We start from the raw sequence: 25749 nt of genomic DNA, 5'->3' as shown, positions 1-25749 counted from the left end.
TGTCTGCTCTATCAAGAGTCCGCATCACCCGAAACTTTTGCTGCGCCAGTTCCTTCTCATACTGGTTTCAAGTCATCATGCGCCGGTGTTCATTGCCTGGGAAATGATCTGCAAGCTGCGGCGAATTTATCCAGACTCCCTATATTTCGAAAAGGAGCCGTCGCCGGCTCCCTTTTATTCTTTCCGCTGCTTCTGTCTGTTCCCGTTGGATCAGCATCCCAGGAAGCTGCTTGTCTAATTGCTCATCTCTTCGCCGCCCCCGGCTTTAGCCTTGTAAGCATGGGCAGTGGAAGCCTCCAGAATATCCGCAAATGCCCAGTGTGTAAGCGGCACATCGCTCCATGGGGAGGCTTCTGCTCCGAAGAGCGGGCCTCTGCCCAGTGCTCTGTTAACAGCTGTAACTGCCTCGGCACGGGTCAGCGCCTTGCCGGGACGGAAAGTGCCGTCGGTATAGCCATTCAGAATACCTGCTCCCTGGGCCTGAAGAATGGCGGATAATGCCCAGTGACCGGCGGCAACATCCGTAAATCCTTCTCCTGAGACATCACTGCGCTTGCTCAGTTGTGCGGCCAGACTGGCCATTTCTGCACGCGTAATGTGCTGTTTCGGCTTGAAGCTGCCATCGGGATAGCCGGTCATCAAGCCCGTTTCCGCTGCGCCCGCTATAGCTTCCGCCGCCCAATAACCGGAGGGGACATCGCTGAAGGCTGCCGCCGCTTTTGGCTTCTCTCCGGCGGCGGCCTTGAAGAGCAAAGCCGCCATCTCGGCACGGGTAATCTTCTGATCCGGTTTGAAGGAGCCGTCCGGATAACCGCTCATGTACGCCGAATGCTTCATCACCCCATCTTGCTCAGCTTGCGGCGAAGCACTTGGAGCAGGGGTGGCCGGCGGAGTCGTGGACGGAGACGCAGATGGGGCTGCTGTAGCCACCGGTCCCGGATTGACCGAACCCGGCGTTTCCGTTGAGACAACTGGCGGTGCTGGTGTTGGCGTCGAAGTTGGCGTTGGCGTTGGCGTTGGGGTCGGTGTTGGCGTTGGTTGTTCACCCGGATCTGTGCCCGCTGTGCTGACACTGAACTTCAGCTGGTCTGCGAACATCAGCGCGCCTGATTTCTTTACGGCCTTCAGCACGTGAACACCGTCTGTCAGCTTTTCCAGGCTGAACAACCTCTGCAGAATCTGCCGGTTATCGCTGTAGGCGCTTACGGTCTGAACGGATGCTCCGTCCAGGTAGATTTCCATATCTCCCATATCGGGCCCTTTAGGTCCAAGCAGCTCGATTCCGGTGCCGCTGAACGTATACTCGAAATAATCACCGTCCGTTTCCGTATAGTGAACATCATTCTGATAATCGCCGGTAAAGGCGAATTTCAACTGCAGGCTGCCCTCGGACTGCGCGGCGAGATACGCCTGCTTGAGCGTTACTGTGTCTCCTGTAAGTGTATAATCTGTGCCCTCCACCAGCTTATAGGTGCCCTGGCTGATGCCGCCGAACAGCTCCGGCTGACGCAGCAGCTTCACTTCGATATCTGCGGAGGCAGCTCTGTCAAAGGCGGCTTCCACCGGGCTCACCAGGTCGGGAATTTCCACCTTGAGCATATCCAGCAGCATGAAGGTGCCTGATTTTTTCACGGCCTTCAGGGTATGGAAGCCTTCGGGCAGACCTGTAATGCTGAACAGGTTCTGCTGGGCCTGCCGCCCGTCATGATAAGCGCTGACTGTTTGCTGGAACTGATTGTCCACATAAATATCCATGTCGCCTTGAGAAGTATCTCTTTCTGTATACAACTGGATGCCTGTGCCTCTAAAGGTGTATTCGAAGGAATCGCCATTTGTCTCGGTGTATTGTACATCATCCTTGTAATCGCCCATTCCTCTGCCGGTACTGCGTGACCAGGAGCCGTTGTAGGCAATCGCCGGATCGTCATTGTTAATCATCGAGTAGCGGACCGAAGCGGAGCCGGTGATATTCACCGTCAGCACCTCGCTTGCACCTCCGTCGAAAAAGAACGTGAGCTCCGCAGTGCCCGATGGCAGATTAAAAAGATACTCCTTCCTGATCTTCACAACGCCTCCGCTGGCGGTATAGTCGCTTCCTTTTACCAATGCAGTGCCGCCGTTTTTGATCTCCAGCAGGGAGTCGCTGCCCGCAGGCAGCGTTACCGCTACATCAGCCTGCTTGTCAGGCGCCTTGTCGAAGCTTCCCGTAACAGAGTCAAGCAGTTGATTGACGCTGATCTTCAGCGCATCCAGCAGCATATACTGGCCTGAGCCTTTGACCACCTTGAGTGTATGTTCCCCATCCGCAAGGCCTGTGGCACTGTAAACCGCTTGCTGGGCTTCCTTGGCCCCTGGGGTATAGGTGCTTACCGTCTGCGGACTCGCGGCATCATCCAGATAGACCAGCACATCCCCTTGCGAGGAATCCTTCTCCGTCAGCAGGTCAATGCCCGTGCCTTTGAAGGTGTACACGAAGGAATCGCCGTCTGTCTCAGTGTAGTGCACATCCGCCCCGTAATCTCCGGCGGTTCTTCCGGACTGCGAGGACCAGGAGCCGTTGTACACAATTCCGCTGTCATTGTCGTTAATGTACACCGAACGGGTAACCGGGTTCGGTGGAAGCTCTCCACCCGGCTGGCCGTCCCCGGGAGCTCCCGCCGAATCCGTGATCTTCACAGTGATATCCTGTGAACCCGGTGTCTGCTCCTTGCCTCCATTGCGCTGCCAGGAGCCGGTGTACCGGACATTCGTATCATCATCGTTGACGGTAGAGATGCCGCTCTTGGCCGTTACCTTGAGCATCCGGGAAGCATGGGGTTCCAGCACCCCCCGCTGAAGCCCGTATCGAAGGTGCCCAGCTCACTGTGGCTCCACAGATCGCGGACCGAAGCCGGCCCCGCAAGGCCAATGTCGCTCCATTTCACATCCACTGCGGCGCTGCGGCTGCCGAGGTTGAACAAGGCGACATTATAGGTTCCGTCTCCATTGTTGGCATACCAGACCTGCTGCTGGGTATCCATCGACAACGGGTGAGCCGGATGCCCGGCCTGATTAACGGCGATTACCTCGTCGTTGGTCAGCAGCTCCAGGCCATAATCATCCAGCCGGGTCATATCGTTGCCGAGATAGAGCTGTGCCGCAGAAACCGCCCAGAAGGTCATGGCCGTCTTCCGCTCATCCTTCGTCAATCCGTCCATAGCGCCGTTCCCGACATTCAGGGAATCAAAATCATTCCAGCCGCCGGGACCGGCATCCCTCCACCAGATGGCCGCATCCGGGAACAGCCTGGCAATATTGGCCCACTGGGTCAATCCGATGTTGCTGTCATAGGATTCCACATCCCACTGAATCCGCCAGCCGTTGGCAAATTTTTTCCAGAAATCCACATAGTTGTGGTCCAGCGCCCATGAAAGCTCGAACCAGATATCATGCCTCGCCAGCGCCTTGGACCAGGCCTCGACATCTCCGCGTGCATCACGGCTGAGGTTGTTGATCCCCGATCCTGGAGTTACACTGTCGAACTTCAAGAAGTCTATGCCCCATTCCCCAAGAAGATCGGCAATGGAGTCGATATACTTCTGGGCGCAGGGGTTGCTGAAGTCGATTTTGTAGGTGTAGGAGTTCCAGTAATCCATAATTTTCAGCGGCTGTACCGCAATATCGCGTACCCGGCATTCCCCGTTGGTACCGTAGATTTCAAGATCGTTGTTGTACGCTTCAATCGACAGGCCCGGAATCAGGTAAATGCCGATCTTCTGCCCGTTGTTATGCACATAATCAATAACCTCCTGAAAACCGTCCGGATAACGCTCAGTGTTAGGTAAAGGCCGGCCGTATTCATCCATGCCCCCATTCCAGCCCGCATCAATATTAATATACTCATAGCCGTGCTTTTGCAGCTTCTCATGCATGGCGTCGGACTGTTTTTTGATGCTCTCCGCCGAGATCCAGCTGCCGGATGGGTCATACACCTGCATGCTGTAGCTGCTCCAGCCCATATACGGCTTCTGTGCCAATGATTTGTCCGCCGCCTCCGCCACGTTCCTTGTGGTTCCCGCCACTCCAGACTGTACAGCCACCATCATAAACAGCAGCAGACTGATCCCGATCCTTTTAGCCAAAGACTTCAAATCTCCCAGCTCCCCTCGCAGTTTATAAAGCGCTTTCCAATTCTGCCAGACTCATCCGCATGGAAATCCGCCCCTGGATGGTAGCGCTTTCCATACGAGAAGATCATAGGGGGAGCCGCCCCGTTTGAATAGGTACAATTGCGGTGTCCAGCGTACAGCTCTCCCGGTTCCCAGGGGGCAAATCCCGCCAAAACAGCCAGAATTCCTTACAAGGACTTACACCTCCCATTCCCCCGCAGCCCGAAATCACCGAATTCAAAGGTATTTTTACCTCTCATTTCACCGTACAGTGGGACTACGTGCTTACCTGCCATTAAGTTTTCGTCCGCCGCCGCTTGTCCCAATCATCATTTTCTATACAAAAAACCCCGAGAGGGATTAATCCCCTCAGGGTTCCGAACTTCCATCAAGCACTCACCAATCAACACAACTGTACAACTACACCGGCTCTTCGACAGGATGCTCCTCCGCAGACTGAAGATTATCGAGCAGCCGGGGCTTCACTTCGTTCACCACTTCCTGGAACCGGTCACACAGAAAAATCAGCTGATCGATTTCCTTCCGGCCTACTTTCTCGATGATCTCATTTAGAACACCGGAATAACGGGCCAAATTCATCTGCAGAACGGCCTGGCCCTTCTCCGTTAGACAAATGTAGATCACTCTGCGGTCCGATGTAGACATCACCCGCCGGGTATATCCTTTCTCTTCCATGCTGCTGATCATTTGCGAAGCGGTAGGCCTGCTGATCAGGAGCAGCTCGCTTAATTTGGAGATCATCACCCCGGGGAGGCTTCCTTCTCCTGTTCCGCTTTTTGCATGCTGGCGTTAATCACGAACATTGTCAAAAATTCCGCACGCGGAATTGAGGCAAACAGTTGGGTACGCGTAGTCAGACGTTTTATATTTTCCAGTGCAATGAGCAGCTTTCTCTCTTGACTGTCCTGGGTATCCATAAGGCACCTCCGGTTTATGGTTGGGAGCAGAGGACGGAAAACAACCTCATTTTATTTAGATTACCTACCTATTTCACAAAAATCAAGAACAACTCATCTAAATTTAAAAAATTATTTAGTTGTACTATGCTTTTATTTTTTGTATGATACATAAAAGATAGTTAGCCTACCTAATTAGAATAAAGGAGAGGAATCATTGTGGAGCATCTCACGCAAAAGAAAAAGGTTACCATTATGATCGCATTAATGGCAGCCATGTTTTTCGCGGCAATCAACCAGACGATTGTGGGCACCGCGATGCCGCGCATTATTGCGATGCTGGGAGGGATTGAGCATTACACCTGGGTCATCACCATCTATATGCTTACCTCCACTATCGCTACGGTGCTTGTCGGCAAGCTGTCCGACATTTATGGACGAAAGCCGTTCTTGCTTGCCGGGATTATTATTTTCGTGATCGGGGCTTTTCTGTCCGGACTGTCGGCCAACATCTTTCAAATGATCGCTTACCGCGGGATTCAGGGGGTCGGCGGCGGGATTCTGATGTCCGCGACTGTAACCGCCGTAGGGGATTTGTTTGCTCCAAGGGAAAGAGCCAAGTGGACGGGAATCATGATGGCGATGTTCGGATTCTCCAGCGTCATCGGGCCAACCCTCGGGGGCTTCATGATTGACCATATGGCCTGGAAATGGATCTTCTGGATCTTCCTGCCGCTGGGCCTTGTGGCCTTTGTCATGATCTGGAGAATGTTTCCTACAACCACACGCGCCGCTTCCGAATCCATCGACTATCCGGGATCGCTCTTCCTCTCGCTCAGCATTGTGGCCCTGCTGCTCGGATTCTCCTGGGCAGGCACCCAATATGACTGGGGATCGCCGCAAATTCTCAGCCTGTTCGCAGCTGCGGCAGTCTTCGCGGTCATTCTGATTCTGATCGAGCGAAAAGCCAAAAGCCCGGTGCTGCCGCTCTCGCTGTTCAAAAATTCGATCATATCCCTGTCGATGATTATCGGCTTTCTGATGAATGCCGGCATGATGGGGGCTATGATCTATCTGCCGTTCTTCGTTCAGGGCGTAGAAGGTGTATCGCCTACCAATTCCGGCTTTATCAATATGCCGATGTCGCTGATGATGATTGTGCTGAGCACACTGGTCGGCCGCTGGATTTCCAAATCGGGAAAATACAAGCGGTATGCGCTGATCGGCATGCCGTTTATGGTCGCGGCGATGCTGATCATGGCCTTTATGAACAGTATTGCGATGGCCGTAGCCAGCATGATCATCTTCGGGATTGGTCTGGGTCTTGCCATGCCGGTATTTACGTTGACCGTGCAGAACGCGGTTGCACCGGCTATGCTGGGTGTCGCTACTGCCACCTCAACGCTGTTCCGCAACCTGGGCGGCACGATCGGTATTGCCATTATGGGCACGGTCATGAACACGACTCTGTCACATAAGCTGGAGAATGCGGTTCATTCGGGGCAGGGTCCCGATATGTCCAAACTCGATGCCGAATCCGCCCGGCAGCTGTCGGCATTCATGAATCCGCAAATGCTGCTGGATCAGCCCAAGCTCAAGGAGCTGCATGCGACACTGCCGGAACAGATCCAGCCTCTGTTCAACCAGCTGATTGAGATGCTGCGGTCCGCTCTGAGCGATTCCTTGACGGTTGTCTTCCTGAGCGGTACAGCGCTTCTGGTCATTGCGGCACTTCTGGTGGTATTCCTCAAAGAGATTCCGCTGCGGTCCAGCGAAGCCAGAACAGAGGCCAAAGCCGGGGAAAAAGGCGTAGACAGCAAGCTGAAGGAACAGGCGCCTGCTGTGCAATAAGCACAGATAGCAGTCCTTCGGGAGAGATGTCCTCAACAGCGAAAGCTGCGGGGCATCTCTTTTATATGCGGGGGTTAAAATTCGTCCTGCCGGTTATTCAACTGTTCAAAATATTCATACACGCCGTTCAGCAGCTGTCTAAGGGTGTCGCTCGGCTCCTTGCCCAGATAATCAATCATTCCCTTAAAGGTTTCATGGGTTCTCACCGTAACCAGCTCCGCCAGGCGCTCGCCCCGGTCTGTCAGTGTAATCTCGCTGATCCGGCGGTCCTGGGCATCTGTAGTGCGGATGGCGTAACCCTGGGAAATCAGACTGTTGACCATTTGGGTAACCGTAGGAGAAGTAACCTTAAGCTGCTTGCTGAGATCGGAGACGGTCTGTCCTTTCCTGTCTTCCCGTTCATTGCCCTGTCTGATCGATACCAGCATCCGGAGCTCGCTCGGCTTCAGACTGGATATGGAATTCCTGCGCCAGTTCAACCGGGAAAATTGCTGGAACGCTTCTATTAAAGCATCAATATTCTCATAGTCGTCCATTTCGTCTGTCATCGGTACACCTCATATGCTCAATTATCATAAGTAATTATAGCCTAAACGCTTCGTAAAAAAAAATTCGCCCGCACGCAGGGGCAGGCTTGTCTTATTCTGATGCTTCTTCAAGAATGGCCATATTAAATTTCCGCAATAACTCTCCAAAAATCACGCGTTCCCCATCGCTCCAGCTGCTGAGCATTTTGCCGATGCTGTCCTGCCGCGCCTTCTTGTTCTCGTTCAGCACTTCAAGGCCCGCTTCCGTCATCTCCAGCGAATAAGCCCGCCCGTCAACGGGGTCAGGGATACGCCTTACATACCCCTTTTGCTCCAGCGCTGCGGCCTGTCTGCTGACCGTCGAAATATCCAGGTGGAATTCATCAGACAGCGCCTTCACCCCGGCCGAGCCGTGGGAGTCGATTTGATACAGCAGCAGATAGGCGGAGCGGTCCAGATTGCCGATCTTTTTATAAGTGGTCATGGACACCAGGCGGCGCACCAGAATGGCCATCTCCAGTTCTATGACATCAACTGTATTATTCATGACGTTGCATCCTTTCCTCTCGAGTTGTATCTACATATTATGATCATTGACATTACCATTCCCGCTTGTATAATACAAGTATATACTTTCATTATACAAGTTATTTTCCGGAATGATAAGCTGCGGAGGGACATTATGAAAGCTCATGAGTTTATGATCAGACAAGTATACAAAGTCAAGGAAGCCGATACGGTTCGGACCTTTATCGAACGCTGCATTCAATTCCGGATCAGCGGCATGCCTGTGGTCAATGATAGAAATGAAATCGTCGCCTATTTAAGCGATGGGGATATCATGCGTTATATCGGCAGACATGAAGATCTGATCGTCGATTCTTTTTTCAGATCAATGTATTTGTGGGGGATAATGAGGAATTCGAGGAGCGGACCCGCAGACTGCTGAGCCTGAATGTAATGGATATCGCCAAGAAGAAGGTCATCACTGTTCCCTGGGACGAAGATATTGAAAGAATTGCAACCATTCTCGGCAAAAAACAGATCAAAAAAGTCCCGGTCGAGCGGAACCGGGTGCTTGTCGGCATTATCAGCCGCGGCGATGTGATCCGCCATAGCTTCAAAACCCTGCTCTAACCCGGACCGGGCCTTCCGGCCGGTGCGGCCTCCGGCTGCCTGTCAACAGATGTACCTGTTCAGCCGGAGCCGCTTCAGCTTTTCCTGCTTCATGTCAGCCCCGCACCCCACACTCTAGAGGCTTCTTCCTTATTCCTCCGGCCCCCAGCCGCACAGCCCATAGAAAAAAATATGGAACAGCTCATCCAGAAAATTTCCCTTGTCCGCATGCTTCGCCACACTGTCCAGCATTTCCCCGGAGCTCTTGATATACATCTGGATCATTACCAGCACCGCTTCCACGGACACCTTTTGCGAAATTTCTCCGCTGGCCTTGCCCTCCTCCACCATTTGGACCATCAGCGGCGTCACCCTGTCATCATACTGCTGCTGGATATACTGGTACATAGCCTGATCGTCGAACATGATCTCTTTGACAAGCGCGGGATCCAGGGTAGAGTAGGTTTCCTTATCCTTGAAAATAAAATAAGTGATCCGCTCCTTCAAGGTTTTCTGCTGCCGCATCTCTTCTTCGAACTCCAGCAGGGATTCCTCCACAAAATCCTTGAAGGATTCGCTGATCAGCGCCTCCTTGCTGCCAAAATAATTATAAATCGTCACCTGGGACACCCCTGCCGCCTTGGCAATATCGGCGATCCGCAGTTTTTTGATCTCCCAAGTCTTCAGCAGCTCCATGGTTGTCTTCATGATTTTGCTTTTGATCAGGGCTGCTCTCTTCTCAAAACCGTTCATCTTCGTCCTCCTAAGCGGCTTGTATAGAAAATATGCTATTCCAAAAATAATGAAATATAAAATACAAATAATTTCATAATTATATTGACTTCGCGTAATCCCGGGACTATTATAACATATGAAATATCCAAGCGTTAATATTTCATATTTGTTGCGGAGGTGGCGTCATGCTGAAGGTTGAAGGGCTCAGCAAGCGGTTTTCAAATGGCAGAGGCATTGACAATGTATCATTCACGGTTCATCAAGGCGAGGTGTTCGGATTCCTGGGACCAAACGGGGCAGGGAAATCCACAACCATCCGTCACATCATGGGGTTCATGCAGCCGGATCGCGGCTCGGTTACGATCGGCGGGCTCGATGCCTGGAAGGGGCAGGGAACGGTGCAGAAGCTGGCCGGGTATCTGCCGGGAGAGATTAACTTTATCGACGGCATGACCGGCACAAGCTTTCTCAATTTCATGACCTCGATGCAGGGAGTGAAGGACACCTCCAAGCGTGACCGCCTGATCCGGCGCCTGCAATTCGATGCCGCGACACCGATCCGCAAAATGTCCAAAGGCATGAAACAGAAGGTCGGCATTGTGGCCGCCTTCATGCACAGCCCGAAGCTCATTATTCTGGATGAGCCGACCTCCGGTCTGGACCCGCTGATGCAGCGGGTATTTATTGAGCTGGTATTGGAAGAAAAAGCAGCGGGAACCACCTTTCTCATGTCCTCTCACAGCTTTCAGGAGATTGAACGCACCTGCGACCGGGCTGCGATTATCAAGGACGGCCGGATTGTCACCGTCAAAAATATCCACGAGCTGCAGTCCATGCAGCGCAAGCTGTTTGAGGTGGTCTTTGCAGCACAGGAGGATGCCGCACAGTTTGCCGCTTCGGGTCTGCAGGTCGAATCACAGGAAGGCAACCGGGTACGGATCGCCATTCAGGGCGATTATGCGGCATTTACACAGGAGCTGGCCCACTATGCCGTACGCAGCATCGACATCTCTACGCAGAATCTGGAGGACATTTTCATGAACTATTATGACCGGGACCGCGAGGTGAATGCAGAATGAACTTTTCACTCTATAAAGAAATGATGCGGGTCAATTTGAAGGGAATCATGAACTACGCTGTGGGCTCTGCGTTTTATATGCTGTTCATGATCTGGCTGTATCCCGGCCTGGGCGGCAGTACAGCAGCCATAGATGAACTGGTTAAGGCGATGCCGGAAGGCGTAGGCAATGCGTTCGGGCTGAACAGCGGCTTCGCGAGCGCGGAGGCTTTTATCTCCGGGGAATATTACGGGCTTATTCTGGTCCTGATCCTGTCCATCGTCTGCGTGCAGCTCTCCACTCAGCTTATCGCCCGGCTGGTGGACCGGGGTTCCATGGCCTATCTGCTGGCTACTCCGACCACGCGCCGCAAGGTAGCCTTCACGCAAGGCCTGGTTCTGGTCACCTCTCTCTTCATTATATTGGCGGTCACCCTGCTGTCGGGGTTTGCCGGAAAAAGCTGGTTTCTCGGCACCAAATATGAATTCGATATGGGCCGCTTCACCCAGCTGAATACCGTGGCCTTTCTGCTGTTTTTCGCTATCGGCGGGCTATGCTTCCTGATTTCCTGCGCCTGCAATGACGAAAAGAAGGCGCTCGGAATCTCCGGTGCGGTCACCTTCGGCTTCTTCACGCTCGACCTGCTCGGCAAAATCAGCGGTAAGCTTGACGTGCTGCGCTACTTCACCCTGTTCAGCTTCTACCGCCCCGCCCATATTGTGCAGGGCACAGCCGAAGTTATGCAGATTTGCCTCTGGCTGCTGCTGATCGGCCTTGCGGCTTTTGCCGCAGGCATCCGGATCTTCCGGCGGCGGGACCTGCCGCTGTAAGTGGATCAGGCAGCGCTGCTCAGGCGGCGCTGCTTAAGCAGCGTTGCTTAGGCAGCGTCTGCACCGGGCAGCACACCCCGCGGCCATGGCCCGTTCGCCGTTTCACTTTCGCTGAAATGTATCATTCAGTTGCGGCCCCCTCCTTTTTGTGTCATTGTAATATCAGGTTTAGAATTCCCCTCTTTACCTGATCGGGATACTTATTCATAAGGAGAGACCTTTGTGCTGCCTATTCATGAACTCATACCTAATTCCAGAACCAAAGAGATGTACTTATCTGTCCGAAAAAAAGGGACCGTATCCAAACAAACCCTGCTGGAGGAAAGCGGCCTGACTGTCAGCACCTTGACCCGGATTCTTGATGAGCTGCTTGCCCAGAACCTGCTGCTGGAGGTAGGCTTCGGGGAATCCACGGGCGGCAGACGGCCCACCCTATATGAAACCAATCCCGCCTATGGCTATGTCTTCGGCCTGGAAATCTCCCGGACGTTTTCCAGGCTCGTGCTTGCAGATCTCCATCTAAAGCTGCTGGATGAATATTCATGGCCTATGGATGAGCAGGCCACGCCGGAACGCCTGATTGAATCCGTTCATGCCCAGGTGCTGCGCATGCTGGAGCAAGCCTCCATTGACATCAGCCAAGTTATCGGGCTTGGCATTGGAGCCGTCGGCCCCTTGGACCGCAAGGAAGGAAGGATTCTGCAGCCAGCCGGCTTTGCAGCTCCGGGCTGGTCTCAGGTGCCGGTCAAAGAACGGCTGGAGCAGCTTCTTGATGTGCCGGTGTGTCTGGATAATGGGGCCAATACCGCGCTGCTTGGCGAATATTGGGCCGGCGGCGACCGGCGGCAGCATCAGCTGCTCTATCTCCATGCCGGCATCGGGCTGCGCTCCGCGATTATGAACGAAGGCCGGATTCTCTACGGCGTCATCGACACCGAAGGGGCCGTCGGCCAGATGATCATTGAGAGCTCCGGCGTTCCTTCCAGCGTGCCGGGCGGCAATTCCGGCGCATGGGAATCCTGATGTTTCTATCCGCACCCTGGAAATGCAGGCCCGGGAGGAATGGAAACGCGGCAGACCCACCTTGCTCCGTGAGCTGGCTGACCGCCCGGAGGACATTGAATTCGCACATATAGTTGAAGCGCTGCAGGCCGGGGATTCCGTGGTGAACGGAATATTCGGGCAGGCGGCGGTCTATTGCGGCATTGGTCTGGCCAACCTGATTAATATACTCCATCCGGAGGAGGTCATTCTGGGCGGCCCCCTGTTCTCAGCTGCGGATTTTTTCTACCGGGAAGCCACAAGGACCGCCCTTGAGAGGACCTACTACCGCGAGCAATACAAGGTCCGCTTCACTCAAGGTAGCTTAAGCGACACTGCTGTCGCCGCCGGGGCAGCCGCCCTCATACTGAACCAGCTTACCGGTTGAGGATGGTATGATCCCCCAAAGCCGTAAGGTTAGCCGCGGCTGGCCGCCTGTGCCAGCTCAGATAGCCATTTCCCCGCTCCCCTTCGGCTTTGGCGGCGATTTTTTTCAGCTTGTCTGTTCCGCCCCAGATCAAATACACAATATGCTCCACCTCATGGCGCTTTAGGCCGCGAACTTGATCCAGCAGCAGCCTGAGAATCCTGTCGTCCCCCAGATCGGCATCGATCTTCAGCTTCATCGAATCACCGCTATGCAGCATACACTTCACCAGTGTAGGAAGCGTATCCGCGTTAACGCCATGCCGACCGGCCAAAGCGGCCGTAAAGCCGTTCTGAACGGACTGGTGTTCTTCGTCGACCTGCTCCATATATTGTTCTACTAATGGAAAATACGCCCGGTCCGCGAGACCAAGGCCAAAAACCGCGTAACTGCCCGGCATGCAGCTTTTTTCCCCTTCAGTATCCGTATACCATTCGAAGGTTTCCATCGCCACCCCGGCATACTCCTCCAGCAAAGGCTGCAAATTCGGATACTCCAAAGCGTTGGCAAAGAAACGGTGCGTGCCCGACTTGGCCAATCCTTTGACCGGCAGCCATTGCTTGACGGAGGATTTCAGCTTGATTTGATAGCTCTTAGGGAAACCCAAGCTTAGCAAGCGGATAAGAAACCGGAGCGCACGCGCGTAGCTTTCCTCCGTTTCTTGCTTAATGGCTATGGTCACCTCGGCAAATACATCGTTGGCTGTGCATTCCGCCAGTTCACCGCGAAGACAGACATCTTCCCGGGCGAACGTTCCGCTGCCTTCCTCAGTCAGACGTTTGGCCCGGGTACTTCCCAACTCGATAGCGCAATTCAACATAGACAGCCCCACACTTCTGCTATAGGAAGGCTCATATTTCAGAATCAAGATTGCGGAATACAGGACCAGTTCGATGAGACCTTGCTCGGGATTGTCCAGCCGGGCATCACTTTTTCGCTTGTATTCCTTCTGCCACTCTGATCCTATATTATCGAAATAACGGGGCAACCAGTGATTCTCCACCCAATTCCGCAAGGCCCCGCTCAGATTACTCCGGTGCTCGGCAAGATGTTTGTTTCCTTTATTCACTTGTTGAATGTTCTCAAACACAGAAATGATCCGGCCAGGGTCCATCTCCGGGAACAGTCCCTCATCCAACAGGTGTCTGGACAGGAAAAAGGTCTCCAAGGGTTTGGTCGGATATTTTCCCGCTTCGAGCTTATTCCCGACATAGGCGGAGATACGTTCCAGCAGCAGTTTCTTCTTCGTCTCGTCGACGTATTCAAGAATACGAACGTTGACCCCGCCTTCCCGCACCTGGAACTTGCCGTTAAAAGTAAATTGATAATCGGTTAATGCCGGCGGCATCCCGTTCAATTTATGCTGCATATAGGAAGCAAGCTCAGGGACGATCTGCTCCCGCACTTGTTCCCCGGTCAGCCACTCGCTGGGTCCGGCCTTGCCTCCCGGCACCGTAAGATCGAGTTCCCCATCCGTCACATCCACCCTGCCCTTGGCATATTCAAGCAGAGCGCCACTGTGAATCCCCACCTGCAGCGTTGTGCGTTTCACGATTTTGTCCGCGTCTATATTGCTAATATAGGCTGCCCAATTGTCAATCTCCTGTTTCATTTCGTCCAAAAGCGTTTCCAGTGTGTGATCCATAATCATCCAAAGCTCCTTTATGCAGAGTTATAGATTTATTTGCGCCCCCATACGGCTAAAATAGCAACAGCCAAAAAAGCAGCACGGCCAATGAATGCCGTTAGCACTTCCGTACCCCTTTCTATTATTTCACCCAATCTTTGTGTAAAAGTATAGCATAACAGCCTGCCCGTTAGCCTAATCATTCGTCTTTCATGGGAACAAAGAGAAGGACAAACTCACCCTGGCGGGTGAATAACAACACGGGGCTTACGGCCGCAGGGATACCCAACTGTTCCAAAATCAACGGGGCACGCTGAAAACGGATCGTTGTATGACAGACAGGCTTAGCGTCCTTTAACTTGCTTAGATCTCATATTGTTATACCACATGCACAATGCCCGCCCAGAATTCAGTTAAGACATACATTGGGGGCCATATGATTATGGTGTGGGTCATTCTGCGGACACGATGAGCTCCCTTCACGAGCGATCCGCAGCCGTTACGGACCGGAAAGCCGTTATTGAAGGAAGATTCCTCTATTCCGCAGGACAACGGACCGAGATGCCTTTATTTGTCCCTTTCCCCTTTATTCCAGGCTCCATCGAACGATATAACGGCTCCTGAGTCCGTAACTGCTGAAAAAGTAAGATTTTTGGCAAAATAAGGGCTCCTCTGTCCGCATCAGTCCGCGGATGGAACCCCATCCTTCTGCATCGCTTATATCCTCTACGGCCTCCAAGATATCCACATTTTTTTACACTGTATAGTCTCCTATAGACTGTGCCGTCCTTTCCTGGGCAACACAGCAGCGCACCCACAACCGTTCCCGTCACCTTATGCTCAGAAAAAAGCAGCAGGCATACGGGGTCTCCCGATACCTGCTGCTTTTTTCAAGTTGAAGTTCAAATTTCACCTTTGGTCTGCTGCAGCTGCCTTGCCTGAAGAGCGGTTTGCTGCAGTGCGCGGAACCTTCTGCCCAGCAGTTCGCAGCCTTCGGCTCCCGGATGCAAGCCGTCCGGCAGGAAGGCTTCGTCCTCCGGCCCAAACCAGCTCAGGCCGTCCAGGTCATACAGCTGGCGGTCCCCCCGTTCCCGCAGCAGCTCCACGGTCTGCCGGATATCTTCGCGCATCATGGGCAGCGTGAAGCCGAGCGGGTTAGGCTCCGTTTCGCGGACGGTGCCGTAAATCGGGGAGATGACCAGCAGCGGAGTCTCCTTGTGTCTGTCGCGGATCGTTTCCAGCAATCCGATCAGCAAAGGCTTGAACATCCGCGGGCTTAGGGTACCGGCGCCATAGATGTTCACCCCCACGCATATAGAGATGAAGTCGGCCGGCAAATCCCGGATCAGACGACCGATCATCGGCTCCATATGGCAGTTGCCGGAGAAGCCGAGATTGGTCACATTCCAGCCGCAATCAGCGGCGGCGATGGCCGGCCAGGCACGCGAAGGGCTGGAAGCTGCCACACACTGGGTAATGGAGCTCCCATAGGTGATCCAGCGGGGACGGCGATCCGGCAGCGGATCACCAGCAGCCCCGCTGCCGATCCGCAGGCCCGTTACCGTCATCCCGATATTTTGCGGGAGCCAGATTTCCAGATCGTTGATGCCTGCGGGAAGTCCGCTGAACAAGGCTTCGGTTGCTCCTGCGGGAAGGCTGAGGGTCAGGAACAATTGCCCTGCCACCAGGCAGTCCATAGCAGCTGCATCCGCAAGGGGGAGGAACGATACCGCTACTTCTGCGGAATCACTCCGCAGCCGCAGGCGCACACCGGCACAAATCTCGGCTTTGCCTCCGATTCCCTCCGGTGCATACAGCTCATAATCCGCGTAGGGAATACGCCACGGCTTGATTCCATCCTCCCGGTGCTCCAGTGAAACCGCACCGTGGAACCATTCATCCGTTAAGGGAAGCTGTTTCACAGCGCATCCCCTTCCTTCCTGCCGGTGTGCTCCGCAGCAGGCACGAAGTTCTCGCCGAGCCAGACATCCTGCTCCAGCAGGCGCTGCTGAAGCTCGGCGACGGAAATGCCGCGTGAGCCTGTGCCGTCACGCAGCGCCAATGCGGCGGCTGTCCCCGCAGCCTGACCCATGGAGAAGCAGTTCGGCATCACCCGCAGGGAGCCTTGAACCGCCCGGTCCGAGGACACGGAGCGTCCGGCCACCCAGAGGTTGTCGATGCCGACCGGCAGCATGATCCGGTAAGGGACGCCGTGTGAGACGCCCGGCGGCAAGTGGTTGAAGGTCATCTCGCTTTTGCTGTTGGCGAGATGGATGTCGATATAATACGCGTTGCGGGCAATGTCATCCGGGAAGGAGCGGGCAGCAATGAAATCATCGACGGTCAGGACGTAGTCCCCTTCGATGCGCCGGGTCTCCCGGATGCCGAGCTGCTCCCCGCTCGCCACCATATGGGCGTGCTCGAAGCCCGGCACATAGCTGCGGAAGAACTGAAGCTGGCGTTCTGCCGTGCGGCGCCCTTCAATCGCGCCCCGCGTCAAATCCTCCGCAAGGGTGCCGTCTACGCCGAACACATGGCCGAAGTTGACCCCTACCAGATAATCGCTCACCCACGCCAGGCCGGAGATGGACTTGCGGCCCTCCGGCAGCGCGCCATCGGCTATCGCCCGCTCCACCGTTGCATGCAGCTGGCCCGTATCCCCGCTCTCCTCCAGGAAGCGGCTGAACTTCGGACGGTCAACATTGGCGAGGAGATAGCACATGCTGCCCGGCTGAAGCTCACCCGCCTCGCCGCCCTTCTGGAAGGGCACCCCGGACAACGCAGCGATGTCCCCGTCCCCCGAGCAGTCGATAATATAGCGGCAGCGGATGAAGGAGCGCCCCGTTTTGTTGACGACAATGACGCCTTCGACCGTTCTGTGGTCCTGCGACATTACTACATCGCAGACAAAAGTATGATAGAGCGGCGTCACGCCGCTTTCCAGAATGGCGTCGTCATAGACCCGCTTCAGCACCTCCGGATCAATCGGCACCCAATCCAGCATGTCCCGGTATTCTTCGCGGTAGCCGGGATCGCAGGCCAGCTTCATCCGCTCCATCAGCTTAAGGCCTAAGCCGCGGATAATCGGCTTCTGCTTGTCTGTAAAGGGACAAAAGGCGGGGACAAGCGCAACTGTGCCCATTCCGCCGAGAAATCCCCTCTGCTCCACAAGCAGGGTGCTCGCCCCGCCTTCCGCAGCAGCAATCGCGGCGGCGATGCCGGATGCTCCTCCGCCAATGACCAGTACGTCTACTTCGCGGGTAACCGGCACACTGGCGGATGGCAGGGTTATATGTCCGTAATGCATAGAATCATCCTCCAAATCTATATTAGCTGAACTTGAAATTCACATCTCTGGTGAATCGCATTCTATTTAACAGTCCCGCCCTCCAGACAGAGACGCAGCAGATCATCGACATGTGCGGTGGCCAGGCATTCAACAGTATCGGCGGCACCGTAGTAGATTTTGACTTCCCCGGAATCCTCCAGAATCATGCCCCCGGGGAAAATAACATCATTACGGAAGCCGCCGCTGGTTTCATAGGCGGCTTCCGGCGCGAGCAGCGGTGCAGCCGCCCTGCCGATAACCCGGCCAGGATCATGCAGATCCAGCAGCATAATGCCTGTGGTGTAGCGTTTTTTCCAGCTGTCCTCCCAGCCGTTTTTGCCCCGGCTGCGGTCCAGATCGACCGCGTGGAACAAGGTTAGCCAGCCTTTGTCCGTCTTGACCGGCGGTGCGCCGGGACCTACCTTGTCATTGGCATAGGCCACATCCTCAACCGCCAGCAGCAGGCGGGAATTCCCCCAGTACTTGAGGTCAGGCGAGTCGCTCATCCACATATCAAAACGGTCAATGCCGCCCCGGCTGTACACCGGCAGCGGACGCTCCAGCCGCACATATTTGCCCCCGATAAGCTCCGGGAACAGCACCATATTGCGGTTGTCCGGCAGGGACAGGCTCAGCACCTCGAAGGAGCGGAAATCCTCCGTCACCGCGATGCCGCCGCGCAGGCCATGCTTCGTATCCACTGCAAAACACATATAGCATTGCCCGCCGATCACCGTCAGACGCGGGTCATACACGCGGATAACCTCTTCATCATGCCAGGACCAGCATGGCTCCGGCTGCACCTCCCACTTGATTCCGTCATCGCTGAAGGCCAGGCCGAGATTCGTTGTGTGATGGGGGGCAACGATTCCTTTGGCCTCATCGCCGTAGTCATTGCGGAAGACCATCACATATTTCCCTTTAAATTTCGTGACCCCTGCATTGAATACCATAGCCGGACCGTAAGGGACATCGCCGGGAGCCAGAATCGGATTCGCAGGGTGCCGGGTAATGACCGGACTGGAGAATAAGGGGCCAACTGTAAAATTGCTCATATGATAATGCTCCTTCTATATAGAATTGAACTGAAATCTGTAGCCTTCAGCCTTTGACCGAACCGGCTGTCACCTGAATAAACGTCTTGTTCGCCAGAATATAGGCAAGCAGCATCGGCAGGATGGATAGGCACGCACCCGCCATCATCAGGTGGATCTGCATCGCCGCAGACGAGCCGTAGCGGAGATTGGCCAGCCCTACGGTCAGCGTCTGGAGCTGCGGATTGGTCATTGTGAACACCAGCGGCAGAATGTATTCGTTCCACGCATGGCGGAAGGCGAACAGCCCGGCCACGCCAAGCCCCGGGGTCAGCAGCGGCAGGATAATGCGGAAGAAGGTGCGGATAAACCCGGAACCGTCTACCATCGCTGCTTCATCAAGCTCGCGGGGAATGGCTTTGAAGAAGCCTTGCAGCATAAAAAACGTGCTGGAATGAGCGCTGACCAGGATCAGGATCACGCCCCACAGCGTGGTATTCAGGTGCAGCGCGACCATCAGGTCAAACTGCGGGCGCAGCACGATGGCTCCTACGGATATGAACATCATCGATGCCTGAACCGTCACATACAGGGATTTGCCGGGAAAATCGCGCCGGTCCACCACATAAGCCGCCATCGAAGCCACCAGCAGCGTGCCGACGGTAACCATGATGCTGACAAAAGCGCTGTTCCAGGTGTAGCGGGCGAAATTGGCCTGCTTCCAGGCTTCGGCATAGTTGGCGAATTGCAGCTTGGACGGCAGCAGGCTGCCGCCGGTCATCATTTCCGCTCCGGTCTTCAGCGAGCCGGATACGGTCATGACCAGCGGAAACAAGGTCAGAACCGCTGTTGCCAATAAAAACAGCCACATGACCGTACGGCCGAGAATTCTGCCGGCATTGCCGGAGGGGCGGGCAACCCTCTTTTCCCGCACAGGGGGCTGTTGGGATAACACTTGTTCGTTCATCTTGTCACACCTCCAGTACGCCTGCAGCCGTTCATTCATAGTTCTGACTGCGGCGTTTTTATCAGATAGTAAGAATATTCGCAGATTTGGTGTCTAACGCGACTAATACACCTTGTTCATTTTGCGGCTCAGGAAGAAATACAGTCCGGTAATCGCTCCGACGATGACTGCGCTCGCGAAGCCTACGGCACTTCCGTACCCGAGCTGCTGGGCAACCGGTGAACCGGTGGATACCGGGAACAGCAGTTTATACAAGTAGAGGTACATGACCTCGGTTTTGCCGATCGGTCCGCCTTCCGTGATGACCATGATGCTCTCATAGCCCTTCAGGGAGGCGATAATCGCCAGCATGATGACCATCTGAGCAACCGGGGCCAGCATCGGAAGCGTAATGTTCCAGAACCGTCTTCCGGCGTTCGCGCCGTCAATGGCCGCGCTCTCGTATAAATCCTGCGGGATGCTCTGCAGTCCGGCCAGGAACAGCAGCATATAGTTGCCGACCGCCCCCCATACCGCCACGAGAATGACCGTGAGCATGGCATGCTTCGGACCCAGCCAGTCAACGGGCTGAGAGACCAGATGCAGCTTCATCAGAACTGTATTAACCATCCCGTTATAGGAATTGAAGATGTTATAAAAAACAACGGAGATGACTGCGGTACTGATCACCGTGGGCATAAAATAGATCCCCCGCAGCAGATTTCCGCCGCGCAGCCTGCCGTTCAGCATGACCGCCAGCAGCAGCGACAGCGGCAGCGTCAGCAGCAGCTTGCCTCCGGCAAAAATAAAGGTATTGCCGACAGATTCCCAGAACAGGCCGTCACGCATCAGCCGCCGGAAATTGTCCAGGCCCACGAACAGCGCATCGCCGTATCCGGCATAATCGTAGAACATGTAGCGCAGCATCCAGAACAAAGGGTATATGCCGAGCGCAACCGTAAGAATAATGCTCGGGATCAGAAACAGGGAATTTTCCCCCAGCCGTTTCCATTTAAAGCTCATGATTCATTCCTCCTTCGGGAAAAGAAAAGGGGCATCCGCCAAGAAGTGCGCGTCAGCCCCATCCTTGCCTGTTATTCACCCTGCGGTTTGGCTGGATCAAAGGCAGGGTCCGGCGTTACTTTAACCTCGCCCTTTTCTACAGCTTTGGACAATGCGGCGTTATATCTTGTATTCAAATCCTCGGTGATTGCCTTGGCATCTCCCCCGGTAAGGATGTATTTGAAGAATGCATCCGCATAGGTAGAGCCTTCCGGAGTGACGCTTGGCGTTGCCGGCCAGAGAGAGTCATGTTCTCCGACCAGGAAACCTTCCATGCCCTTGATGTCCGGGTTTTTCGCTTGTTCCACAATGCTTGGCACAACGGCAATCCCGAAGCCTTTTTCATGATAGGTCTTCAGAACCTCGTCGCCGTACATGTACTGCATGAACTTCCAGGCCGCTTCCTGGTGAGCCGATTTGGCGCTGATGCCGAGCCAGGTACCGGCGGACACGATTTCGGAAGTTCCCTTGATCTGGCCGTCAAGCGTGGGCGCCAGAGCCCCTGCCCAGTTGATTTCTGTCGGGAACTGGTCCTTGTATACCCCCGGCTCCGTCGAGAAGGAGAGGTACATGCCGATTTTGCCTGCCGCGAACTGGGCGCGCAGCGGATCGATATCCAGCGTTTCAGCGCCTGGCAGAACACTGCCGTCTTTGTACATTTGCTTGAAATATTCAATGACCTGCGAGTAAGGAGCGAAATCAAACTGGCCCGTCTTTAGATCAAAGCCTAAGCCCTGATAACCGCTCAGCGAGAGAATCTCCCGGATGGAACGGTCGAAGGCCTGCTTCGGATTTTTGAAGTTCAGCGCGAAGCCGTAAATGCCCTCGGTTTTGCCGGCTTCAGTAATCTTCTTGGCGTCGTCCACCATTTCCTGAAGGGATACCGGAGGATTCTGAATGCCGGCTTTGGCAAAGATATCCTTGTTGTAGACCAGACGCATAGTCAGACCGGTATTGGGCAGAGAGTAGAGCTTGCCGTCAAAACGGTTGACGTTGTCAAGCATGAGGCTGCTGAATTTGGTTTTCATATCATCGGTAAGATAGGAATCAACCGGCGCCAGATATCCTTTTTTGACAAACTCGGAGGTGTTGGCGCTCTTCAGCCGGAGCACATCCGGCGCCTGGTTGCTGGAGAAGGCAATATCGACGCTTTGCGTATAGTTCTCGGACATGACCGTCAATTCCACCTGAATGTTGTCGCTATTGGTTTCATTGAATTTGTTGATCAGTTCCTTGATATATTCCTGGTCATGACGGTCGTCGGTCCAGTACTTGAGCTGTACAGGCCCGCTTTTGGCCGTATTGCCGCCTGCTTCGGCTGAGGGACTTGCTGTGCTGCCTCCAGCCTCTCCATTCGCCGCACCGCTGTTGCCGCTGTTGTTTCCGTTACCGCCGCAGCCGGCGATTCCGGCTGCCAGCATGAGGCTCAGGCTGAGACCCAACCATTTTTTCTGCATACGTTCTACCCCTTTGATTAACATTTGTATTGTGAACTCATCTATAATTATAGGCCCCTGCCCGGAGGAAGGGAGTGAGGCAGACTCACTCTCCAGGGATAGAATTCTATGGTCTGTGAAGCTGTCCCTCACCTCTCCTGCTGGTCCGGATGATAACCCGCCCTGAACTCCGTCGGGGTCTGGCCGGTGATCTTCTTGAACATCTCGCTGAAATATCGGCGCTCCTCGTAGCCCACGGCTGATGCCACTTCCTGCACCTGCGCTCCCTCCACCAGCAGCGCCTTCGCCTTCTGGATGCGCTCCGAGGTCGTAAACTGCGTGACCGTCATTCCGGTCACCTTCTTGAACAGGCTGGAAAAATAGCTGGCGCTGAGGTGGACATGGGCCGCACATTCGCCGACGGTGATATCTTCCGGCAAGCGGCTTTTGATGTAGTCAATGGCTTCATAGATCACCTTCTGCCCTTCGGACAGGCTGTTCTGCCGGACCAGTCCGGCTCCCTCTGTGCACAGTGCCAGCAGCTGCCGCTGCAGGGAGGCCAGCGGCAGCCCCGCCGTTCCCTGCACCGCCCTGAATCTCTGGATCAGAGGCTGAATGTCCCGGTACGGGACCAATTCATAAAAGGTGCGGATGGCGGATGCGGCCAGCTCATCGTAAAGACTGAGGAGATAATCGGGATTCTGCCGGGAGATCAGGCTTTGCAGAGTCTCCGAGATGGCAGACAGAATCGTGCCCGTCCGTCCGGCATTGCCGGAACGCAGCGCCAGCAGCAGCTCATCCTTGTATTCCAGTGCCAGCGGCTCCTGGCTCCCGGTCTGGTGCAGGTCGTCATACATAATGGCCGCGTTGCCTTCTGTGAACAGATGATGGGCCAGCGCCCGGTGGGCCTGGCGGTAAGAATCCGGCAGCTCGCTTGTCTCCTCCACTCTGCCGCCGACCCCGACTGATACCGTGAACTTGGTATAACGCTCAATATTCCTGCAGCACTGCTCCGCAATTTCAATAGGACTGACCGGGCCGGTATCGTTCATCACAGCCAGGTACCGGTTATGGCGGGCCCGGAACACGGCACAGCTGGCATATTCCGCAATCGTCTCCTGGGTAATGTTGAGCAGGGAGAAGCGGATCAGCTCTATTTCACGAATCGGCAGCTCGGCCACCTGCTCCTGAAAACGGTCAATCTCAATCAGCATCACCACGAATCCGCGCGGATCCAGTTCAATATTCAGAAATTCCCAGCGCCCTGCCGCCTGTTCCCAGGATGTACGGTGGCTCACGAGCAGTGTAAAGTATTCCTGGCGCAGCACCGGCATACTCTCGCGCAGCTTGATCTCCATTTCTCTGAGGCTGAGCCGCCTGGATCTCTCCTCGAGGATCTCGGCCTTGGCCCGCAGCACCGCCGCCATGATATCCTCTTCTGAGAAAGGCTTCACCACAAAATCAAAAGCTCCCAGCTGCACAGCCTGCTGCGCATATTCAAAATCGGCATAGCCGCTGATCAGGATCACCTTGCAGCTACGGTTGTCCTCCAGGACCGCACGCAGCATGCTCAGCCCGTCCATTCTGGGCATCCGGATATCCGTGATGACCAGATCCGGCCGCACTTCGGCGATCAGCTTCAGCCCCTCCTCGCCATTGCCCGACACCCCCGCAACCTGAATCCCCTGATCCTCCCAGCTCATGGCGGTAAGGCCATCCACTACGCTTTTAATGTCATCGATAATGCAGAGACTGACCGTCTCGTGATTGTACATGCTAATGCTCCCCTTTCTTGGGTACAGAAATCCGTACTTCCGTTCCGCGCCCCGGTGCGCTGTCCACGCAGAATTCCGCACTGTCCCCGTAATAGAGCTGAAGCCGCCGGATCAGATTGGACACGGCATACCCCTTCTCCGATTCCTGCCAAAAAAGCGCGCGCACCTGGTCCTCCTCCATGCCGCTGCCGTTATCACGCACGGCAAGCTCCCAGCGTTCCCCGTCCCCGGCAATTTCGATTTCGATACGCCCTCCGCTTTCGAGATCACGGAAGCCGTGCAGAATGCTGTTCTCTACCAGCGGCTGCAGAATGATCCGGGGAATGGACAGCGCAGCCAGCTCCGGTTCGCGGACATGAATCTCATAATGGAACAAGCCTTCATAACAGCTCGACTGCAGCTCCAAATACTGGCGCACATGCTCCAGTTCCTTGGATAAGGTTGTGATTTCCTGGCCCTTGTTCAGCCCCAGCTGGAACAGGCGGGAGAGCGACATGACCATTTTCTGCGACGGCTCAACCTGCTTCAGATTAAGCTTCCAGTAGATCGTGTTCAGGGTATTGTACAGAAAATGCGGGTCCATCTGTGCCGACAGCGCCTTGATCTCCGCTGAGCGCTTATGTGTTTCAGCCTCGGTGACCTCCCCGATCAGCACAACAATCTGTTCCAGCATCCGGTTGAACCGGAAGCCGACCTGGGCCAGCTCATCCCCGCTGCCGCTCTCAAAACGGGCTGACAGATCGTTGCTCTCCACCCGTTTCATCACCTTCATCAGCCCCTGCAGCGGCACCAGCAGATAACGCGTAAATGCCCCGGAGATCAGTGTAGTGACGGTGAAGGCCGCCAGGGCTACCGCGCCGATCAGCCATTTGACATAGACCATATCCTTCAGCACACTGGCCTGGGACTGGATGGTGGTCATCGTCCAATCCGCAATGCCGAGATGGGCATAATTGAGCAGATAGGTTTTCCCGTCCAGGTCGAAGGACTGGTTGCCCTCCGGGCTTTTCATCATGCCGCTGAGATTTCCGCCGTCTACCGCCTGCCGGACGAGCGGTTCTTTTAGCGGGTATACCGTCTTCCCTTCTGCATTCAGCAAAAAACTGGCCGCTCCAGCCCCGGTATCCCCCTGCACCAGCTTGCGGAAGCCGTCTTCACGGATATTCACGACAATATAGACGCCGCTGACCGGTGTGTCAAAAATCGGCTCCAGGATCAGCGAGATAACGCGGTCTTTGCCGGAGAACAGCATATCCTCATGGCCTTCTACCCAGAGATTTTTTTGCTCCTGTTCGATGCGGCCGTATAGAAAGGTATCCTTGAACGAGGTGAGCCGGTTGCGGTTCATCGACGATGGGTAGAATTCGCCAATTGGCGTAGAAACATAAATGGACTGGATCAGCGGCTCGGCAATCCGCGCCTGCGAGAAAACGTTATCAAGATCGTTCAGATGCGTGTAATACCGGCTGGTGTCCCCGGCAGCGGCATCCTTCAGCATGTCATGAAAGGGCTGGCTGATCATAAATGTCATCATGATCAGCATCAGCTTGTTCAGTTTCTCATCCACAATCTGCGCGGATCTTACGACCGTATCCTGTGTAAGCTTCAGGGCATTTTTTTCCAGGGTGGCCGCCGAGATGTAATAGGACAGCCCTCCGGTCATCAGCACCGAGAGCAGGATGACGGCCAGAAATGCGATTTTGAGTTTGCTGCGGAACGATTGCCTGCGGAGATAGTCCAAGCTTTTCACGCCTTCCCTAAAAGTCTCTATGCTACGATTATGTCACTCCAGGCCCCAATTCGACAATGTGCGGCGCAGAGGACAGTGAAATGACCGTATGCGTGCCGTGGTTTCACCGTATGCCCCCCTTAACAGGAACAGCGGCAGCCA

21 protein-coding genes and 1 pseudogene are annotated in these 25749 nt (G+C 54.8%); 6 read left to right on the top strand and 16 right to left on the bottom strand.

What is annotated here, in order from left to right; all coding sequences use genetic code 11:
* Window positions 1–234: 234 nt before the first annotated feature.
* The 4 genes from JI735_RS18000 to JI735_RS17985 form a co-directional block, all read right to left on the bottom strand.
* The gene (locus tag JI735_RS18000) at window positions 235–2802 is read right to left on the bottom strand and encodes a X2-like carbohydrate binding domain-containing protein (protein WP_233475944.1); all 2568 of its coding nucleotides are present in this window, start codon (window positions 2800–2802) and stop codon (window positions 235–237) included.
* Complete coding sequence (locus JI735_RS17995) at window positions 2790–4121, bottom strand: glycoside hydrolase family 27 protein (protein WP_202676259.1); 1332 nt, start codon at window positions 4119–4121, stop codon at window positions 2790–2792. The genes JI735_RS18000 and JI735_RS17995 overlap by 13 nt, the downstream gene beginning before the upstream one ends.
* 447 nt (window positions 4122–4568) lie before the next feature.
* Window positions 4569–4910 carry a MarR family winged helix-turn-helix transcriptional regulator gene (locus tag JI735_RS17990; RefSeq protein ID WP_233476490.1) on the bottom strand — a complete coding sequence of 114 codons (342 nt, stop codon included), beginning with the start codon at window positions 4908–4910 and terminating at the stop codon, window positions 4569–4571.
* Window positions 4910–5086 carry a hypothetical protein gene (locus JI735_RS17985; protein WP_202676257.1) on the bottom strand — a complete coding sequence of 59 codons (177 nt, stop codon included), beginning with the start codon at window positions 5084–5086 and terminating at the stop codon, window positions 4910–4912. Before JI735_RS17985 ends, JI735_RS17990 begins: the two co-directional genes overlap by 1 nt.
* Before the next feature lie 198 nt (window positions 5087–5284).
* Here JI735_RS17985 and JI735_RS17980 point away from each other — a divergent pair, with 198 nt between their 5' ends.
* Complete coding sequence (locus JI735_RS17980) at window positions 5285–6916, top strand: MDR family MFS transporter (RefSeq protein ID WP_039838675.1); 1632 nt, start codon at window positions 5285–5287, stop codon at window positions 6914–6916.
* A gap of 74 nt (window positions 6917–6990) precedes the next feature.
* On the opposite strand, the gene JI735_RS17975 is transcribed toward JI735_RS17980, so the two are convergent.
* Together JI735_RS17975 and JI735_RS17970 are read right to left on the bottom strand one after the other, a co-directional pair.
* Window positions 6991–7464 carry a MarR family winged helix-turn-helix transcriptional regulator gene (locus tag JI735_RS17975; RefSeq protein ID WP_051052243.1) on the bottom strand — a complete coding sequence of 158 codons (474 nt, stop codon included), beginning with the start codon at window positions 7462–7464 and terminating at the stop codon, window positions 6991–6993.
* A 91-nt stretch (window positions 7465–7555) separates the two neighbouring features.
* Window positions 7556–7990 (bottom strand): MarR family winged helix-turn-helix transcriptional regulator, encoded by a 435-nt coding sequence (locus tag JI735_RS17970; protein ID WP_039838676.1) that lies wholly within the window; start codon window positions 7988–7990, stop codon window positions 7556–7558.
* Window positions 7991–8125: 135 nt separating this feature from the next.
* Between JI735_RS17970 and JI735_RS17965 the strand changes: the two are divergent.
* Window positions 8126–8580, top strand: a pseudogene (locus tag JI735_RS17965) (CBS domain-containing protein).
* Between the two features lie 129 nt (window positions 8581–8709).
* Here the strand turns inward: JI735_RS17965 and JI735_RS17960 are convergent.
* Window positions 8710–9312: a TetR/AcrR family transcriptional regulator gene (locus tag JI735_RS17960; protein ID WP_039838678.1), complete on the bottom strand. Its 603-nt coding sequence runs from the start codon at window positions 9310–9312 to the stop codon at window positions 8710–8712.
* A gap of 167 nt (window positions 9313–9479) precedes the next feature.
* Here JI735_RS17960 and JI735_RS17955 point away from each other — a divergent pair, with 167 nt between their 5' ends.
* The 4 genes from JI735_RS17955 (at window position 9480) to JI735_RS36940 (ending at window position 12611) form a co-directional block, all read left to right on the top strand.
* Window positions 9480–10373, top strand: coding sequence for an ABC transporter ATP-binding protein (locus JI735_RS17955; RefSeq protein WP_039838680.1), 894 nt, complete (start codon window positions 9480–9482; stop codon window positions 10371–10373).
* Window positions 10370–11182: an ABC transporter permease subunit gene (locus tag JI735_RS17950; RefSeq protein WP_046502036.1), complete on the top strand. Its 813-nt coding sequence runs from the start codon at window positions 10370–10372 to the stop codon at window positions 11180–11182. Before JI735_RS17955 ends, JI735_RS17950 begins: the two co-directional genes overlap by 4 nt.
* Window positions 11183–11404: 222 nt before the next feature.
* On the top strand, window positions 11405–12205 hold the full coding sequence (locus JI735_RS36945; protein WP_267918909.1) for an ROK family protein: 801 nt from the start codon (window positions 11405–11407) through the stop codon (window positions 12203–12205).
* Window positions 12206–12227: 22 nt separating this feature from the next.
* Entirely contained in the window at window positions 12228–12611 is a 384-nt protein-coding gene (locus JI735_RS36940; protein ID WP_267918908.1) for an ROK family protein, read from the top strand.
* Here JI735_RS36940 and JI735_RS17940 read toward each other — a convergent pair.
* The 9 genes from JI735_RS17940 to JI735_RS17900 form a co-directional block, all read right to left on the bottom strand.
* Window positions 12601–14295, bottom strand: a complete 1695-nt coding sequence (locus JI735_RS17940) for a DUF6138 family protein (protein ID WP_233475943.1) — start codon at window positions 14293–14295, stop codon at window positions 12601–12603. The genes JI735_RS36940 and JI735_RS17940 overlap by 11 nt on opposite strands.
* Before the next feature lie 884 nt (window positions 14296–15179).
* The gene (locus JI735_RS17935; protein ID WP_202676256.1) at window positions 15180–16199 is read right to left on the bottom strand and encodes an SGNH/GDSL hydrolase family protein; all 1020 of its coding nucleotides are present in this window, start codon (window positions 16197–16199) and stop codon (window positions 15180–15182) included.
* The gene (locus tag JI735_RS17930) at window positions 16196–17584 is read right to left on the bottom strand and encodes an FAD-dependent oxidoreductase (protein WP_202676255.1); all 1389 of its coding nucleotides are present in this window, start codon (window positions 17582–17584) and stop codon (window positions 16196–16198) included. The genes JI735_RS17935 and JI735_RS17930 overlap by 4 nt, the downstream gene beginning before the upstream one ends.
* Window positions 17585–17646: 62 nt before the next feature.
* Window positions 17647–18660: a glycoside hydrolase family 130 protein gene (locus JI735_RS17925; protein ID WP_039838689.1), complete on the bottom strand. Its 1014-nt coding sequence runs from the start codon at window positions 18658–18660 to the stop codon at window positions 17647–17649.
* 46 nt (window positions 18661–18706) lie between these two features.
* Complete coding sequence (locus JI735_RS17920) at window positions 18707–19606, bottom strand: carbohydrate ABC transporter permease (RefSeq protein ID WP_039838690.1); 900 nt, start codon at window positions 19604–19606, stop codon at window positions 18707–18709.
* A 102-nt stretch (window positions 19607–19708) separates the two neighbouring features.
* Window positions 19709–20608 (bottom strand): carbohydrate ABC transporter permease, encoded by a 900-nt coding sequence (locus tag JI735_RS17915; RefSeq protein ID WP_202676254.1) that lies wholly within the window; start codon window positions 20606–20608, stop codon window positions 19709–19711.
* A gap of 71 nt (window positions 20609–20679) precedes the next feature.
* Window positions 20680–22104 carry an ABC transporter substrate-binding protein gene (locus JI735_RS17910; RefSeq protein WP_039838694.1) on the bottom strand — a complete coding sequence of 475 codons (1425 nt, stop codon included), beginning with the start codon at window positions 22102–22104 and terminating at the stop codon, window positions 20680–20682.
* A 128-nt stretch (window positions 22105–22232) separates the two neighbouring features.
* A complete protein-coding gene (locus tag JI735_RS17905) occupies window positions 22233–23858 on the bottom strand; it encodes a response regulator (protein WP_202676253.1) in 1626 nt (541 codons plus the stop codon).
* A 1-nt stretch (window position 23859) separates the two neighbouring features.
* Window positions 23860–25608: a cache domain-containing sensor histidine kinase gene (locus JI735_RS17900; RefSeq protein ID WP_233475942.1), complete on the bottom strand. Its 1749-nt coding sequence runs from the start codon at window positions 25606–25608 to the stop codon at window positions 23860–23862.
* Window positions 25609–25749 lie beyond the last annotated feature (141 nt).

Source organism: Paenibacillus sonchi (genome assembly GCF_016772475.1).
Classification (GTDB): domain Bacteria; phylum Bacillota; class Bacilli; order Paenibacillales; family Paenibacillaceae; genus Paenibacillus_AQ; species Paenibacillus_AQ sonchi.
The sequence above is the reverse complement of the archived record's forward strand: the minus strand, read 5'-3'. Positions and strand labels throughout refer to the sequence as shown.

Excerpts from the sequence above, each read along its gene's own strand:
- JI735_RS36940 (WP_267918908.1), top strand. The coding sequence starts at position 12,228 with ATGCAGGCCCGGGAGGAATGGAAACGCGGCAGACCCACCTTGCTCCGT.
- JI735_RS17990 (WP_233476490.1), bottom strand. The coding sequence starts at position 4,910 with ATGATCTCCAAATTAAGCGAGCTGCTCCTGATCAGCAGGCCTACCGCT.
- JI735_RS17985 (WP_202676257.1), bottom strand. The coding sequence starts at position 5,086 with ATGGATACCCAGGACAGTCAAGAGAGAAAGCTGCTCATTGCACTGGAA.
- JI735_RS17940 (WP_233475943.1), bottom strand. The coding sequence starts at position 14,295 with ATGGATCACACACTGGAAACGCTTTTGGACGAAATGAAACAGGAGATT.
- JI735_RS18000 (WP_233475944.1), bottom strand. The coding sequence starts at position 2,802 with ATGCTCAAGGTAACGGCCAAGAGCGGCATCTCTACCGTCAACGATGAT.
- JI735_RS17970 (WP_039838676.1), bottom strand. The coding sequence starts at position 7,990 with ATGAATAATACAGTTGATGTCATAGAACTGGAGATGGCCATTCTGGTG.
- JI735_RS17905 (WP_202676253.1), bottom strand. The coding sequence starts at position 23,858 with ATGTACAATCACGAGACGGTCAGTCTCTGCATTATCGATGACATTAAA.
- JI735_RS17950 (WP_046502036.1), top strand. The coding sequence starts at position 10,370 with ATGAACTTTTCACTCTATAAAGAAATGATGCGGGTCAATTTGAAGGGA.
- JI735_RS17925 (WP_039838689.1), bottom strand. The coding sequence starts at position 18,660 with ATGAGCAATTTTACAGTTGGCCCCTTATTCTCCAGTCCGGTCATTACC.
- JI735_RS17915 (WP_202676254.1), bottom strand. The coding sequence starts at position 20,608 with ATGAGCTTTAAATGGAAACGGCTGGGGGAAAATTCCCTGTTTCTGATC.
- JI735_RS17975 (WP_051052243.1), bottom strand. The coding sequence starts at position 7,464 with ATGACAGACGAAATGGACGACTATGAGAATATTGATGCTTTAATAGAA.
- JI735_RS17920 (WP_039838690.1), bottom strand. The coding sequence starts at position 19,606 with ATGAACGAACAAGTGTTATCCCAACAGCCCCCTGTGCGGGAAAAGAGG.
- JI735_RS17930 (WP_202676255.1), bottom strand. The coding sequence starts at position 17,584 with ATGCATTACGGACATATAACCCTGCCATCCGCCAGTGTGCCGGTTACC.
- JI735_RS17960 (WP_039838678.1), bottom strand. The coding sequence starts at position 9,312 with ATGAACGGTTTTGAGAAGAGAGCAGCCCTGATCAAAAGCAAAATCATG.
- JI735_RS17910 (WP_039838694.1), bottom strand. The coding sequence starts at position 22,104 with ATGCAGAAAAAATGGTTGGGTCTCAGCCTGAGCCTCATGCTGGCAGCC.
- JI735_RS17955 (WP_039838680.1), top strand. The coding sequence starts at position 9,480 with ATGCTGAAGGTTGAAGGGCTCAGCAAGCGGTTTTCAAATGGCAGAGGC.